The 15,838-nt window shown below is 41.3% G+C and carries 10 protein-coding genes; 9 read left to right on the top strand and 1 reads right to left on the bottom strand.

Annotation, left to right across the window (positions count from 1 at the left end):
* Positions 1-818: 818 nt before the first annotated feature.
* Together J7I96_RS16400 and J7I96_RS28445 are read left to right on the top strand one after the other, a co-directional pair.
* Positions 819-2,024, top strand: coding sequence for a quaternary amine ABC transporter ATP-binding protein (locus J7I96_RS16400; RefSeq protein WP_214771582.1), 1,206 nt, complete (start codon positions 819-821; stop codon positions 2,022-2,024).
* A gap of 4 nt (positions 2,025-2,028) precedes the next feature.
* Positions 2,029-3,756: a glycine betaine ABC transporter substrate-binding protein gene (locus J7I96_RS28445; RefSeq protein ID WP_214771584.1), complete on the top strand. Its 1,728-nt coding sequence runs from the start codon at positions 2,029-2,031 to the stop codon at positions 3,754-3,756.
* Between the two features lie 82 nt (positions 3,757-3,838).
* Here the strand turns inward: J7I96_RS28445 and J7I96_RS16390 are convergent, their stop codons facing one another.
* Positions 3,839-4,021 (bottom strand): hypothetical protein, encoded by a 183-nt coding sequence (locus J7I96_RS16390; protein WP_034306173.1) that lies wholly within the window; start codon positions 4,019-4,021, stop codon positions 3,839-3,841.
* Positions 4,022-4,332: 311 nt separating this feature from the next.
* On the opposite strand from J7I96_RS16390, the gene J7I96_RS16385 reads away from it, so the two are divergent.
* From J7I96_RS16385 to essA, 7 genes are all read left to right on the top strand, one after another.
* Positions 4,333-5,247: a nucleoside hydrolase gene (locus tag J7I96_RS16385; protein ID WP_214771616.1), complete on the top strand. Its 915-nt coding sequence runs from the start codon at positions 4,333-4,335 to the stop codon at positions 5,245-5,247.
* Between the two features lie 523 nt (positions 5,248-5,770).
* Positions 5,771-6,061 carry a WXG100 family type VII secretion target gene (locus J7I96_RS16380; protein WP_034306171.1) on the top strand — a complete coding sequence of 97 codons (291 nt, stop codon included), beginning with the start codon at positions 5,771-5,773 and terminating at the stop codon, positions 6,059-6,061.
* A 95-nt stretch (positions 6,062-6,156) separates the two neighbouring features.
* A complete protein-coding gene (gene yukD / locus J7I96_RS16375; protein WP_053537134.1) occupies positions 6,157-6,396 on the top strand; it encodes an ESX secretion system protein YukD in 240 nt (79 codons plus the stop codon).
* 70 nt (positions 6,397-6,466) lie between these two features.
* Positions 6,467-7,810, top strand: a complete 1,344-nt coding sequence (gene essB / locus J7I96_RS16370) for a type VII secretion protein EssB (RefSeq protein WP_214771586.1) — start codon at positions 6,467-6,469, stop codon at positions 7,808-7,810.
* A 30-nt stretch (positions 7,811-7,840) separates the two neighbouring features.
* Positions 7,841-12,322 (top strand): type VII secretion protein EssC, encoded by a 4,482-nt coding sequence (gene essC, locus J7I96_RS16365; RefSeq protein ID WP_214923965.1) that lies wholly within the window; start codon positions 7,841-7,843, stop codon positions 12,320-12,322.
* A complete protein-coding gene (gene esaA / locus J7I96_RS16360; RefSeq protein ID WP_214771591.1) occupies positions 12,315-15,242 on the top strand; it encodes a type VII secretion protein EsaA in 2,928 nt (975 codons plus the stop codon). The genes essC and esaA overlap by 8 nt, the downstream gene beginning before the upstream one ends.
* Positions 15,229-15,711, top strand: a complete 483-nt coding sequence (essA, locus tag J7I96_RS16355) for a type VII secretion protein EssA (protein ID WP_214771594.1) — start codon at positions 15,229-15,231, stop codon at positions 15,709-15,711. The genes esaA and essA overlap by 14 nt, the downstream gene beginning before the upstream one ends.
* The last annotated feature ends 127 nt before the right edge of the window (positions 15,712-15,838 follow it).

Genomic DNA, 15,838 nt, shown 5'->3' with positions numbered 1-15,838 from the left:
CTGATTTTAAAAAAACTGAAAAAAATTTGTAGCGGATGATGGGCGTTAATGATTATAGGAAGCCAAAGTGTTGGTATATCAAGGTTTTTAGAGTCTTCCGTAACCTTTAGAATCGATGGCTTAAATGGGCTTTTTAGGCAAGAATTCCGTCCCACATCATTTGAACTTATATTCATTCTTTGTTAAGGTAATGAAGTACTTTAGGGATACAGGTTCATCCCGTGTATTGGGACTGAACAAAACTCTAAAATAAAAAACCATTATATTTCAGTTGGTATATGCTGTGCCTGTTAGTTTCCTCACTTGTATTGCACCGCTTTTCCCTGCAAAGCTCAAATTAGACATTGGGAATCCCATAATCATATTTCTATGCGTTTTGGTGTTATACTGCACTGCAAGTATCATTCCACCTGGTTAAGGAAATGAAATACATTAGAGGGTAGTCGTAAGTCCATCTGGACAAAACTCTAAGTGGAAATCGTTTATATTAGTTACAGTTGGTATATGTTGTGCCTGCTTGTTTCCTCAGTTGTGATTGCACCTCTTTTTTCCTACTTGAAATGCTCAATTTATCACACATACTATAATCCAAGTAAAGAAGTACTTCTTGGGAATAATAACTATAGATTATTTTTCTATGCACGTTATGCCCTGTGCACTGAATAAGTGTCACTTCAGCTTTTTTTGAAGAAAAAGCATTAGGGTAGAATTTCGGTTATTTCAAGATACTTGTGCATTAATAATCATCACTCGCATAAAACGGGGGAATTCAGCAAAACTGAATATCATATGGGCAACTATTAGAATGAGGTGACTTGATGAAGCCGAATGTAGAAGTCAGAAATGTCTCGAAAATTTTTGGCAAATCTCCAAAAGCAGCAACAGACTTATTGAAGCAAGGCAAAACGAAAAAAGAAATCTTGAAAGAAACGGGACAAACGGTCGGAGTGAATAATGTTAATTTCGAGATTTATCCCGGCGAGATTTTTGTCATCATGGGCCTATCAGGAAGCGGGAAATCCACATTGATCCGCATGTTCAATCGTTTGATCGATCCCACTTTGGGTGAAATCTTAATTGATGATGAAGATATCGTGAAGATGAACGCGGCCCGGTTAAGGGAAGTCAGACAAAAGAAAATAAGCATGGTCTTTCAGAACTTTGCTTTATTTCCGCATAAAACGATACTTGAAAACGCTGAATTTGGGCTCGAAATTCAAAAAGTTGATCCAGCAAAACGTCATGAAAATGCGATGAGGGCTCTTGAGGCCGTTGGATTGAAGGGCTACGAAAACCAGATGCCATCACAGCTTAGCGGCGGTATGCAGCAAAGGGTTGGCTTAGCCCGGGCACTCGCAAGTGATACGGATATCCTATTGATGGATGAAGCCTTCAGTGCCCTTGATCCATTGATTCGTAAGGATATGCAGGATGAACTGATTCAAATCCAAGATCAGTACAAAAAAACAATCATTTTCATTACCCATGATCTTGATGAAGCATTAAGAATCGGGGATAGAATTGCCCTAATGAAAGATGGAAGTGTCATTCAATTGGGTACCCCTGAACAAATCATGATGAATCCAGCCAATGAATTCGTCGAGAAGTTTGTGGAAGATGTTGATCTGTCAAAAGTATTGACAGCGTCTCATGTGATGATACGCCCAGAGAAGATTGCGGTGGACAGAGGCCCGAGGGTTGCCTTGGAAATCATGCGCAAACAAGGGTATTCAAGCATTTTCGTTGTGGATAGGAAGCAGAAGTTATTGGGGGCCGTGACTGCTGAACAGGCACGTCAGGCAATGAGCAATGATCAATCGATTTCTGAAGTGATGACAACTGATATCCCAACTGTAAAAGAGGATGAATTACTTGGAAACCTCATGGATGTTATGGCGACTTCAAGCTTGCCGATCTCAGTGATCGATGATCAGAACAGAATTAAAGGAATTCTTCTTCGCGGTGCCGTCATCGGTGCTTTGGCCGGAAATAAAGATTCCTTGAATGAAATGGAGAGTGAATAATTCAATGAATATGCCGAAAATCCCACTAGGAGCATGGGTCGATTCTTTAGTGGATTGGATTACCATTGTATTTGCTGGATTATTTACACTTATTACGAATGTGATCGAGGGACTACTGGATATCCTGGTCGATGTAATGAGTGCAGGACCTTCGATAATTTTAATCATCGTCCTGACCCTTCTGGTTACCTATACAAGCAAATGGACATTGGGATTATTTACATTAATCAGCTTACTATTGATTAATAATCTTGGTTATTGGGAATCAAGCATCCAAACACTGGCGATCGTTATTTTGTCAGGATTCCTCACCATATTGATCGGGATACCAATCGGAATATGGTGTGCCCAAAATAAAACCGTGCGCAATATCGTTACCCCGATCTTGGATTTCATGCAAACGATGCCTGCCTTCGTTTATTTGATTCCTTCGATTTTATTCTTTGGAATAGGGGTAGTGCCTGGAATCATCGCGTCATTCATTTTCGCGATTGCACCGACAATCCGTATGACCAATCTTGGGATTCAGGAAGTGCCTAATGATCTGATCGAAGCATCGGATGCTTTTGGTTCAACCACCAGCCAAAAGTTATTCAAAGTACAAATACCGTTGGCTACTCCAACGATTATGGCAGGAGTTAACCAAAGCATCATGCTGGCACTATCCATGGTAGTTACAGCTTCATTGGTTGGAGCACCCGGACTTGGGGCGGATGTCTACAGGGCAGTCAGCCAAATTAATGTGGGGCAAGGATTTGAAGCAGGATTATCCATCGTAATCATTGCAATCATACTCGATCGTATCACTCAAAACCTTCGTAAACCAGCTTACGAGCATATCGTTAGCAGGAAAATCATTTTTACAATATTGGCCTTACTAGTTGTGGGTACTGCACTATTCGGTACTTTTACAAAAGAAAAAGCCGTGGACGAGGATCAAAACAGTTTTGCTGCCAAAGCCAATTTTGAAATCATCGGAATTGAACCTGGAGCAGGAATAATGAAGCTGACTAAATCGGCTATAGATGATTATAAGCTAGATGATTGGAATGTGGTTGAAGGGTCATCGGCAGCGATGGTTGCAGAATTGAAAAAAGCAATTGATAAAGAAGAACCAATCGTCGTTACTGGCTGGTCACCGCATTGGATGTTCTCGACATATGACTTGAAATATCTCGAAGATCCGAATGGATCCTTCGGCAAGGCTGAAAACATCAATTCCATTGCCAGAAAAGGACTTGAACAGGATGCGCCAGGTGCCTATAAAATTCTTGATCAATTCTACTGGGAAACAAAAGATATGGAAGATGTAATGGTCAAGGTTGCTGATGGGATGTCTCCTTCAGAAGCAGCAGAAGAATGGATAAAGAAAAATCAGGACAAAGTGTCCAAATGGACCCAAGGAGCACAATCAGGAAATGGTGAAAAGATCAAACTGGTTTATGTTGCCTGGGACACTGAAATTGCCAGTACAAATGTGATTAGCAAGGTACTGGAGCAGAATGGTTATGATGTAACATTAAGCCAGGTTGAAGTGGGGCCAATGTTTGCTGGCGTTGCAAACGGAAGTGCGGACGCAATGGTGGCTGCATGGCTTCCGGGAACACATCTTGAATACTATAATAAGTATAAAGATGACATGGTTGACCTTGGACCAAACTTAAAAGGAACAAAACTTGGTCTGGTCGTACCGGATTACGTCGATATTGATTCAATTGAAGACTTAAAATAATAAGAAAAAAGCGGGAATTTCAGAAATGAAATTCCCGCTTTTTTTATTTTAATGGGGTGATGAGCTTTTTAAATACTTAACATCAATGGATGGTAACGAATTTACTCCTCAATTCCTCTTCCGTTACTTCGATCTTTCCTTTCAAATCTTCTGCCAGTAATACATAACTTTTCACACCAATGAATTCAGAATGCGAGATTAAAAAGAATTTTGTTCCTTTTTTATACGCAGATGGAACATCTTCAATCAACTTAAACATTTTCATCCTTTTTCCACCTTGGATATCATAAATTCGTAACGCATGTACTCATAACTAATTCGTGGCACAACTTCTTCTTTTCACTTTTTATATCATTGATATTTATGGGCGGTCAACTATTTTTACTGGTAGTTACAAGTACCGCCTGTACTTGCCATTTGTTTGTGAATTATGAGTATTCCTAACTTTCTGTGGAACTGGGCTATCGTTGAATGTTAAAATTCAGTTGGAAAACAGTGTTTCTTTATACAAAAGAAAGAGAAAAGAGAAGCGATGAGTTGATAAAGCAAAAAGTGATTTTGGAAGGTGTGGAAATATTGAAACCAATCATATTTGATGTAGATACGGGGATAGATGATGCCATGGCGATGGCATATGCTTTAAATTCCCCTGAGTTGGAAGTGCTCGGATTCACCACTTGCTTTGGTAACGTGCCCGTTGTTGATTCGACCCGTAATACACTTGCCGTCTTGGAGAAATTAAATAGCCGCATACCGGTATATGAAGGTGCTGACCAAACTTTGGTACGCGGAAGGAAGAAGCGGTATCCCAAGCATGTTCATGGGGAAGACGGGTTAGGAAATACCCTTCGGTTTGAACCAACCATCAAAGCATCACAAGGAAATGCAGCAGATTTCATTATCGATCAAGTGCAAAGCCGACCGCATGAAATTACGATCATTGCAGTTGGACCATTGACTAACATCGCTTTGGCGATCAATAAAGCGCCGATGATCATGTCGCTTGTAAACGAGGTCGTAATTATGGGCGGTGCCGTAAACGTACCAGGAAATGTAACCCCTTATGCTGAAGCGAACATAATATCAGATCCTGAAGCGGCACATCAGGTATTGACTTCAGGACTGCCAATCACCCTAGTGGGGCTTGATGTGACGCTGCAAACATATCTACTGAAATCGAAGCTTGATGATTGGCGTGCCACTGGTAAGGAAAGCGCCGAATTTTTAGCGGAAATGACCGATTATTATATGAAAGCATATGAAAACTCCCATCCAGGTTTGGGTGGTTGCGCTCTTCATGATCCGCTTGCAGTCGGGGTTGCGATTGATTCAAGTTTTGTCAGGACAGAATGGATGAACGTCAAGGTGGTGACCGAGGGTGAAGAAGCAGGCAGGACAATCGGCCAAAAGGATGGTGAACCTAGAATCCGTGTCTGTACGAATGTGGAAAGTGAGAGGTTTTTAAAACATTTTTTGGAACGGGTTATATGACTACCTGAAGGCTGCCACTCTTCCAAAAAAACATTGGGAAGTGCTGGACTGTTTTTGTTGGATATATCGATTCTCGCCATATGACAAGGATACCTGTCAGAATAAAGTTGAAAGTAGCATGGTAAAAAAGGTCTTCCATTTATTCTGATGTCCTTTTGTAAATGGTTTATATTGATCAATCATAAAAATGCTTATCAGACTTTAATCAAACGTTTGATTAATTTCGTAGAAAAGAAAGTCGAAAGTCACTATTATTATGGTGAAAACTATATTAACGGATAACAGTGCAGAAATATTGGGTATAAGGTACTTTTTTTATCATAAAAAAGTAAAATATTAAAAATTAATTTAAAAATGGGTTTAAAGGTTTGGGAAAACAGGTACATAGACTTTCGTAATGCCATATTTAGGTTTTTTTGCATAATTATAATTTACCATTTTTCGACTTTGCGCTTATTTATATGGCAGAAAATGTATGGTTCTATTAAAATGTACTATATAAGATAAAAGGAGGATTTTTTCTATGTCACAAATTCGCGTAACACCTTCGGAACTGAAAGATGTAGCTAGACAATATGATAATGAGAGCCAACAAGTAACGGATATGATTGGTCGTTTAGATAGAATGAGAGATCATTTAACTGGTATTTGGGAAGGTTCCTCCAGTGAGGCTTTCGTAGGTCAGTACGAAGAATTAAAGCCCTCATTCATGGATATGGCTCGCTTGTTGAATGAAGTTTCTCAACAATTGAATAAATCAGCTCAAATCCTTGAAGACACAGATAATCAGATTGCTAGTCAAATTCGCGGATAATCATTAGGTAAATGAGAAAAAGAATTTCTAGGAAAAAGCGCCGCGACTCTTTTTGAAGATCGTGGTGCTTTTTTGCTTTAAAAGAGGTGGTTTCCATATATATTCAACTAACGATCGATTTAAACAGGTATACAGGGGAAGTATTTGATTTGCAAGTGTCGAATTACCGCTCCATCAAGAAAGTTGTGGAGATAATATGGCAGGTAAAGGATATTGCCAGTGCACCTAAAGAAGGCTATTGGGTGCGGGTCCAGAATAAAGAGTTCGTATGTTCAGGTTATGAAACCCTGCTTGATAGCGGAATTACGACGGGGGACCGCCTTGAGATCCTCTAATGGATAGGTGTGGACTCTTTATAGGAAAAAAGTCTAAAGCCCTTTAGCAGGGGTAAAGGAGTTACATAAAATGGATAATAAACCATATCTGGAGAAAAAAACAGAAGCTGCAATTATGAAGGATGATAAGGGGCATTCGTTCGTTTTCCAACGGGCAAAACTATCGATGCAGGACCCACTGGAATTACAGCTTATTCATGAAGCGGATGATGTTCTTCAGAAACATATAGAAGTGACAGAGGACGAGGTGAAGATCAGAGTAAATCCACCAGCCTCTTTTTTTGTTTTTTCCAAAGCTAAAGATAAAAATCCATTGAGTAAATGGTTATCGTCTTATCAAATCCTGAAGAAAATAAGGAATCATGAATTGAATCGCCTGCAACTAGTCGTCTGTCCGGAAAATATCGTTTTTGATTCAAGCTTGACCCCATATTTCCTGCATTATGGCGTAAAAGACAGTTTGCCTCCTTATGAGCATAATCAAGATGAGTTATTTAAAGAAACGAAGGCAACGATTTCGGCGCTTGTGGATGGGCAGCATACATACGAAGAGTATCTGCTTTACCATAAAACACTGAAACTATCGAACGAAACACAAAGTATATTGTCATCGGGGACTTGGGATGAACTTTCCACGGTCATTCAAAACCGGATAGAAGCTTTAGAGAAGGAAGAAAAAGCATTTGTACATATCCCTGAAAAGAAATGGAAAACGGGCCGTTATACACTTTGGGGTACGGTGATCGTTCTAGTGCCACTGCTATTGTTTACGATTTACACACTATTTTTCTCTCAACCTAAGCAGGATGCATATGTAGAAAGCGGTGAAAGCTTCTTAAAACAAAAATACAGTGAAGTCATTGACCGGTTGGAAAACTACGATCCGAAAAAGATGCCGTACGTCGTTCAATATGAACTGGCGAAGTCCTACGTCACTTATGAACCGTTGGAGGGGATAGCCAGGAAGAATGTGGAAAATGCAATCACGTTGCAAACGGATAGTCAGTATCTCCTATATTGGATTTATATAGGCAGGGGCATGAGCGAGGAAGCAATCGATTTGGCGAGAATCATGGAGGATCGCGAATTGATTATGTATGGGCTGGTAAACCAGAAAGAACAGATTAAGTTGGACGATAGCCTATCTGGGGAAGAAAAGGAAACGCAAATTAAAGAAGTCGATACTGAGCTGTCCCAATATGAAAAGGAAAAAAAGGAATTGGATAAGCAAATGGAGGAACAGCAAGATCAGAACCCTGCTGCAACAGATTCGAATATGGAGGATAAAGGCGCAGCGGAAGCAAAACCTGCTGTAAAAGAAGAAGCGGAAAGCGAACCTGCTTCTGGGGGAAAAGAAGAAAGTAAGGATTCCTCCAAAAAATCAACTGAAGAAAAAGAGAAAAGCAAAGAGTGAGCAATGGGCCTTTTGCGGAGGTGAGATTTAATGAGTTTATTATGGATTTATTCTAGTGGGACCTATCAATCCTTTAAGATCAAGGATAATCATAACGGTCCAATTTCGATTGGGTCATCAAAACAGGATACAATCACCGTTTATTCCATTCCTTTTGAACAAGGTTCTATCAAGCTGAAAAAAAATGATGGACTTGATGAATATGAGGTGTTTAGAGAGGACAAGAAGCTTGGCGATGTAAAGCCATTCCATGGCTTCACCTTTCAAGAAGGAGAAGAAACGGTCGAAATTTTTTATACGTCAGACGAATTGGAAGAAAGCCTCTATTATATAGGCAACTTGAAAGAAATCACTTTATCGGCCAAGGCGGGAGCGACCATCCGTAAAGAAGGACCCGTTTCCGGCAATGACTTTTCCCTTGTGCTGCATAAAGGGCAGTGGCACATCATGCCAGGGGGAAATAGCAGGATATTCCTGAACGGTGAAAGGGTAACGAAGGCTGTTCCCATTCAAAATGGTGATTTGGTTTGCTGGCCGCATATGGTGCTGAGGTTGATTGAAGGCGACTTATTGATGATTCATAGCGCCGAAAGTTATGAAACATCATTAGCTAAGATGAAGAAGCCAATCTCTGAAATGAAAAAAAACTATCCACAGTATCGCCGGACACCAAGGATGATCTACGAATTGCCGGATGAGAAAGTGACGATTTCTTTTCCGAGCCAAGAAGCGGAAGATAATAATAGAGGGTTATGGTTAATCCTTATGCCGCCTTTAATGATGCTGATCGTCATGGGGGTCATCACGGTCATTCAGCCGCGGGGCATTTTCATCATCATATCGATTGTGATGTTCACGACGACTTTAGTTACCTCGACGGTACAATACTTTAAAGACAAAAAGAAGCAAAAATTCAGAGAAGAAAAACGCCAACGTGTATATACCAGGTATCTAGAGCAGAAGAGGGAAGAACTGCAAGAGCTGTCTGAAAAACAAAAGTATGTGCTGTTCTATCATTACCCTTCCTTTGAAAGGATGAAGCTTCTAACTGATAGTATTAGCGATCGTATATGGGAACGAACTCTGGAAAGTGAAGATGCTCTGCACTTTAAGATCGGAACGGCGACCATACCCTCAAGTTATCAGGTGTCGGTAAATAGCAGCGATATGTCCAATCGGGATATAGATGATTTACTTGAGCAGTCGCAGGAACTTGTGGATGTGTACAAAAACCTGGAAGATCTTCCATTATCGATCGATTTATCAAGCGGATCGATGGGCCTGGTCGGAAAGGAATCGATTGTAAAACGAGAGCTGCAGCAATTGATTGGGCAACTGGCCTTTTTTCATAGTTATCATGATGTTCGATTTGTCGCCATCTTTCCGGAAAAGGATTATCAGGAATGGGAATGGATGAAATGGCTCCCTCATTTTCAATTGCCGCATGTCTATGCAAAAGGATTCATATATAATGAGCAATCACGTGATCAGCTGCTGACCTCTATTTATCAGTTATTGAGGGAAAGAGATTTGGATGAGAACAAAGGGAAAGTGAGATTCACTCCCCACTTTGTCTTTATTGTCACGGATCGTAATTTAATTGCAGAGCATGTCATATTGGAATATTTAGAAGGCAAAACGGACGATTTAGGCATCTCGACGATTTTTGCAGCGGATGCAAAAGAAAGTTTGACGGAAAATGTCCATACGCTTGTTAAGTATATCAATGATTTTGAAGGTGAGATTCTCATCCAGCAAATGAAGGCCGTTCATACTCCTTTTAAACTTGATGCACATTCAAAAGAAGGAAATGAGCGTTATGCACGTACGCTCCGTTCATTAGATCATCAAAAAGGCATGAACAATTCCATACCAGAAACGGTTTCATTCCTTGAATTATTGAAAGCTCGTGAAGTGGAAGATCTGCCTATCAGACAAAACTGGCGGACCAATCCGTCTTCCAAATCCTTGGCAGTTCCGATTGGGTTGAAAGGGAAAACGGATAGGGTTGAATTGAACTTGCATGAAAAGGCGCATGGCCCCCATGGATTGGTTGCCGGAACGACAGGATCGGGGAAAAGTGAATTACTGCAAACTTACATCCTATCATTAGCCGTTCATTATCATCCACATGAAGTTGCCTTTTTGCTCATTGATTATAAAGGCGGTGGAATGGCACAGCCATTCAGGCAGATTCCGCATCTGCTGGGAGTCATTACGAATATTGAGGGAAGCAAGAACTTCAGTGCCAGGGCACTAGCATCCATCAATAGTGAATTGAAGAAACGCCAGCGCATGTTCGATCGATACGAAGTCAATCATATTAACGATTACACGGACTTATACAAAGAAGGCAAAGCGGATGAACCGTTACCGCACCTATTTTTGATATCAGATGAGTTTGCGGAACTTAAAAACGAAGAACCCGATTTCATCCGCGAATTAGTGAGTACGGCGCGAATTGGACGGAGCTTGGGAGTTCATTTAATTCTTGCTACACAAAAGCCGGGCGGTGTAATTGATAACCAGATTTGGAGCAATGCTCGTTTTAAAATTTCCTTGAAAGTGCAGGATGCCAGTGATAGTAAGGAAATTCTTAAAAATAGCGATGCGGCAAATATTACTGTCACCGGACGGGGATATTTGCAGGTAGGAAATAACGAGGTTTATGAATTGTTCCAGTCGGCGTGGAGCGGTGCCCCATACTTAGAGGATACGGTTGGATCTGAGGATGAAGTGGCACTTGTCACGGACCTCGGTCTTGTTCAAATCTCAAATGTATCGGAACAGGTCACTAATAAGAGGAAAGAAAAGATTAGTGAAATTGAAGCCGTGGCGGATCGAATTGTGGCGATACAGGAAGAAATGGAGATTAAGAAGTTGGCAAGCCCCTGGCTGCCGCCTCTTTCAGATCGTTTATCAAGAAACCCTGAGAGAAGCCTGACGATGAATCGATTCCACCTGGGAATGAAGGATGAGCCCGAATTGCAAAGCCAGACCAATTATGTCTATAACTGGATTGAAGATGGGAATATTGGGGTTTTTGGTTCTTCCGGGTACGGCAAGTCAACCACCGTTTTGACACTTCTCTTTAGTTTTGCAGATCAATTCACTCCTGAAGAACTGCATTATTATATTTTCGACTTCGGGAATAGCGCTTTACTGCCAATGCGCCAGCTGCCTCATACTGGGGAATACTTTAGGTTCGATGAGTTAAGGAAAATCGAAAAATTCATGTTATTCATGAAGGCGGAGATGGAAAGGCGTAAGCAGCTTTTTTCAGAAAAGGAGCTTAGTAACATAAAGCTTTATAATGCATTAGTGGAGGATAAATTGCCGATTATTTATATTGTGGTCGACAATTTTGACATAGTGAAGGATGAGATGCAGGATCAGGAAGCCCAATTCGTTCAGTTTGCACGTGATGGACAATCACTTGGAATCTTCATGATTTTAACGGCAACGAGAATCAATGCGATTCGCCAGCCGTTAATGAATAGCCTTAAGACGAAGGTCGTCCATTACTTAATGGACAGTTCGGAAAAATATTCTGTTTTGGGGAGAACCCCTTATGAAAATGAACCTGTTCCTGGCAGGGCGTTGGTGAAAAAGGACCAAACCTATCTCACCCAGATTTACTTACCAGCCGATGGAGCGGATGATATAGCCGTTTTGGAAGAAATGAAACAAGCTGTGGCAGAACATAAGATTAAGTATAAGGAAATGGACAAACCGCCGGCGATCAGGATGTTACCGGCACGACTTGATTCCAGCAGCTTCAAGAGTTACTGCCCACAAACCATTAAGAAGGATACCATTCCAATCGGGCTTTCAGAGGAAAGCGTTACACCTGTATTCGTGGAGTTGAATGCCAATCCATTCCTGCTTGTCGTAGGACAGTCACGTAAAGGGAAAACGAATGTCCTTAAAGTGCTGCTGGAATCGTTGCTTACACAGGCGGTCGGCGAAATTGGATTATTTGACGGAGTGGATCGCGGCCTATCTTCTTATGCTTTTGAGGAGAAGGTGAGCTATGTGGAAACAAAAGAGCGGATAACCGAATGGCTTGATCATATCACTGGAATATTTGAAGAACGTGAGCGAAGTTATCTTGCTGCATTGGAATCGAAACCGATGAAGCAACTGGAATTCCCACCGGTCATATTTGTCATAGATAGCATTTCAAGAATCCAACAAACGATAGACGGCAGGATTCAGGACAGGATCAGCAGTTTGATGAAACAATACAGCCATCTCGGGTTTAGTCTGATTGTCGCTGGAAATGCCAACGACTTCACGAAGGGGTATGATTCGTTGACAACCGAACTGAAACAAGTCAGACAGGCTGTTTTACTTCTTAAAAAATCGGACCAAAGCTTGTACACCCTCTCCTATTCCAGAAAAGAAGAAGAAATACAGCCGGGTTACGGATACTTTGTGCTGAATGGCCAGGAGAGTAAAATCCAAATTCCACTAAGTGAAGAAAGAAGGAGAGTGCAAGAGAGTGTCTGAAAAAATAAAACCGATGCTGTTAATCGGTAAAATACTGGTGATCTTAGCGCTGCCCATCTTGTTTTTTTCTTATATTGGCCAAAATCCAATGAAAAAGACAGAAACGGCTTCCCGTGAAATCGCCATTGTAAATGAAGATAATGGGACCGAATTTAACAATAACCCCATTTACATGGGCTCAGAACTTGTTACTACACTGGACAAGGATTCTGAATATGAGTGGTTTGTGGTAAATAGAAGTACGGCGGAAAGTGGACTTGCAAATGAAAAGTACGATGCAGTCATATATTTTCCATCCGATTTTTCAGAGAATATTTATACGTTTGATGATGAACAGCCTGTAAAGGCGGGGATAAAGTACAAGGTACAACCTAGTTTGAATGCAGAGAACATGGAAAAGGTACAAAAGGAATTAGAGAAAACAAAGAGCAAAATGAATAAGCATATTTCAACACAGTATTGGAGCTATGTTTCCCAATCGGTCGAGGACATCCGTAAGAAGTTCGATAATGTCCTTGCTAAAGAAATCGCTTTTCAAAACACGATGTATGAGTTCTATACTCCAAGCTCGGAAAGTCTTGCAGGCGAAATCAAGCAGCATAAGGACATGCTTGAAGGAATTTTTGCCGAGACGAAAGATGCTGGCAAAACAAGTACTGAAACAATGGATGAAATAGGGAACACGAAGACTCAAATGGCTTCATTTGTGAAAGATGTTGTTTCTTTTGAGGAATATCAAAAAGCTCAAAGCATCCTTTTTGAGAAGGCCTCTGCCCAAAATCAGCAGCTTGTCATGGAGAGTGTGCAGTCATACGACAAGGTGCTGAATGAGGGGAATCAAACTATACCAGAGATTCAGCAAGGGATGAATACGAAATACAGCCTTAATGATCAAAGCATTAGAGAAAATGTTGGAATCATGCAGCAGAAACTTGATTCCAGCAGTAATGAATTGGAACAATTTTCAACAAGCATGAAAGACAAACAAGTAGAACAAATTACGAAAATCACTCAAGATCAACAAAGCTCGATTGAACAATTGAAACAATCGGAAGAGGCGGGTCTTGATAACCTTCAGTCAACCTTGCTTATGCAAAGAGGAAATCTTGCAAGCAGCTCTGGTGATGGGGAGGATATAGGTGAAGGAACGACGCCTATAGAGGATATTGAAACGGAAACGGGAAAAGGTGAATCAGCTGCTGCACCTGACAAGAAGGACCCGATTGATGAACTGTCCCTCCAGGTACTGCTGGATCAAATCAATGGGATCAACACGGCACTTGAAAGCTTGGTGCCGGCAGAAGGAAGCGAAGGAGCTGCTGAACAAGTCAACATCCTTACAGCGGAACTCCAAACGGAAATCAATAATCTCAGCGGAACTGTAAGCGGCAGAACGGGTAATTATAACCAAGTGATAACGGAGTTTAATACACTGGTAGATTCATATAATGACCTGCTGGCGCAGTTTACGCAATTACAAGCTGATTATAATGAACTCGGCACGAATTATAAGGATTTAGGTGACCAATGGAAAAAGTCACAGGAAGATATTCAAAAATTACAGGACATCCAGAGTATGACAATCGAAGAGGCCATCGCAGAAATCAAGACTCTCGAACAGTCACTTTTAGAAAAAGTGGGGGGAGAAAGGCGAGCGGTGCTTGTGAAGGCCTTCGAGAATCCTATCACCAATCGGGATTCAACTACCCTCCTTGCCTATTACGGTTCACTCTCATCTTATGGTGAATTGGCTGAAAGAGTCACCGAAGCAAATGTAGATAAGATATTTGCAGCCAATATAAAAGAATTGGAAAACTTGAAAAATGGGGTTTCCGGAAATGTAGATGAAGAAGCGAAACTCGTTAAAGCCAGTTTAGCAGGAGTCAATGAGAACTTCGGGATGTTCTCGGAATCCATTATGGGTTATATGAAAGAATATGATGCTAACGTTGAAAAGGGGCAGAAAGCCACTTTAGCTGAATTGGCGGCAATTACCGGCAAGGCTCAAGAGGTGTCTGCCAATTTGTCGGATGATATGGAAGTTCCTGAGATGGAGGCCGAACCGCCAGTTAACCTTGATGGAGAAATGTTTGTATCACTTCAAGACAATACGGCAACAACTGTCGGCTTCATTTCCGAGCTTGTCAATTCTGTAGCGGAAAGACAGGAAACGGTCACGAAGGATACAGCAGACCTGCAAGCGAAAGTGGGATCCGTGCAGGAAAGGGCCGATCAGCTTAATGATAATTGGTCCCAAAATGTAGACTCAACCGAAAAAATCAAGACGGACGTATATAGCGTCTTGAACAACACCCTAGTTGATGATCAGGAGAACGGGTATGTATACGAATATTTAGCGAATCCCGTACAGATCAGCGGGGAAGTCCTTCATCAGGAAAAGGTTAATATCCCGCCGATCGTCATGTTGGTGATCATACTCATTTCTGGGATATTGATCGGTTTCTTCTTGCATCATTATGAAACCATTCCAATGATGGTCCATGCGGCCTTGTTTACCTTATTGAATCTGATCGTAGGTTTAATCATCAGCATGTATGGCTTGAAGATCTATCCACTGGGAGATATGCAGGAGATTAAATGGACCGTCTTCACCGTCCTGCTTTTATTCTTCTGTTCAGCGTTTACCAGATTTGCCTTCTCGATTGGGCCGTTTGTCGGTGCTATCCTGGTGATTGGGTTGATCAGTTTCTTTACCATTCCATTATTGGATTTAATCATGCCTAATTTCAATGTAGACCACCCTGTTGCGGACGTATACATGTCCATTCAATTCGGTAATCAGTCGGCATTCATTCCGGCTAGTATCATCTTGATTGTACTGACGCTTATCGCAACGGTCATTCCATATATAGTGAAGCGTCTTGCAGAAAGAAGAGCAATGGCCCATGAAGTGGAATAAATACGTAATGCCTGTCTTGCTCATCCTGTTTTTCAGCCATGCACCTCATGGCGGGGCGGAAGAGGAACCGATCGTGGAGCCCAATGAATATCAAGAAAACGATATTGATATTCAAACGGAGTATTTCCATGAAGAAGGATTGTTGGAACAGAAGCGGAAACTGCCTGAAGAACAAAAGGACCTCACTTTTGAAAGAGGGAAATATGATGCCATTGACTCGGTGAAGGACTCACTGTTTCAGTCTCCTGTAATGGAGAATCAAAATAATACCATCGCTTCAAAATCAGAACAGCTTGGATTATTCTCGGAGGTCCGCATTCCAACGAGAAACGAAGAAGAAACAGAGCCTTCGCTTAATTTTGACCTGACTGTATTGTTAGGCATCGTTTTGGCACTTTTGGTCGGTTGTTTGTTTTTTATCCTTATCCCGAAAATGGGGAAGCTGAATGGAGAGGTTAAACGAAAATGAAAACAGCCCGATTCCCCTCAGGAATCGGGCTGTTTTGACTACATATCCATAACGGTTTTAATAAGCCCTAAAAGAAGGGCGGCTGCGAAGATCAAAATGAAGAATTTTTTATACATGATCAGTACCT

It is taken from the genome of Bacillus sp. ISL-78, assembly GCF_018613455.1.
GTDB classification, from domain to species: Bacteria; Bacillota; Bacilli; order Bacillales; family DSM-1321; genus Peribacillus; species Peribacillus frigoritolerans.
This window is presented reverse-complemented; position numbering and strand designations above follow the sequence as displayed.

Bases quoted from the DNA above. Each gene is read 5' to 3' on its own strand.
- J7I96_RS16400 (WP_214771582.1), top strand. From the start codon at position 819: ATGAAGCCGAATGTAGAAGTCAGAAATGTCTCGAAAATTTTTGGCAAA.
- J7I96_RS28445 (WP_214771584.1), top strand. From the start codon at position 2,029: ATGAATATGCCGAAAATCCCACTAGGAGCATGGGTCGATTCTTTAGTG.
- J7I96_RS16390 (WP_034306173.1), bottom strand. From the start codon at position 4,021: ATGAAAATGTTTAAGTTGATTGAAGATGTTCCATCTGCGTATAAAAAA.
- J7I96_RS16380 (WP_034306171.1), top strand. From the start codon at position 5,771: ATGTCACAAATTCGCGTAACACCTTCGGAACTGAAAGATGTAGCTAGA.
- essB (WP_214771586.1), top strand. From the start codon at position 6,467: ATGGATAATAAACCATATCTGGAGAAAAAAACAGAAGCTGCAATTATG.
- essC (WP_214923965.1), top strand. From the start codon at position 7,841: ATGAGTTTATTATGGATTTATTCTAGTGGGACCTATCAATCCTTTAAG.
- essA (WP_214771594.1), top strand. From the start codon at position 15,229: ATGAAGTGGAATAAATACGTAATGCCTGTCTTGCTCATCCTGTTTTTC.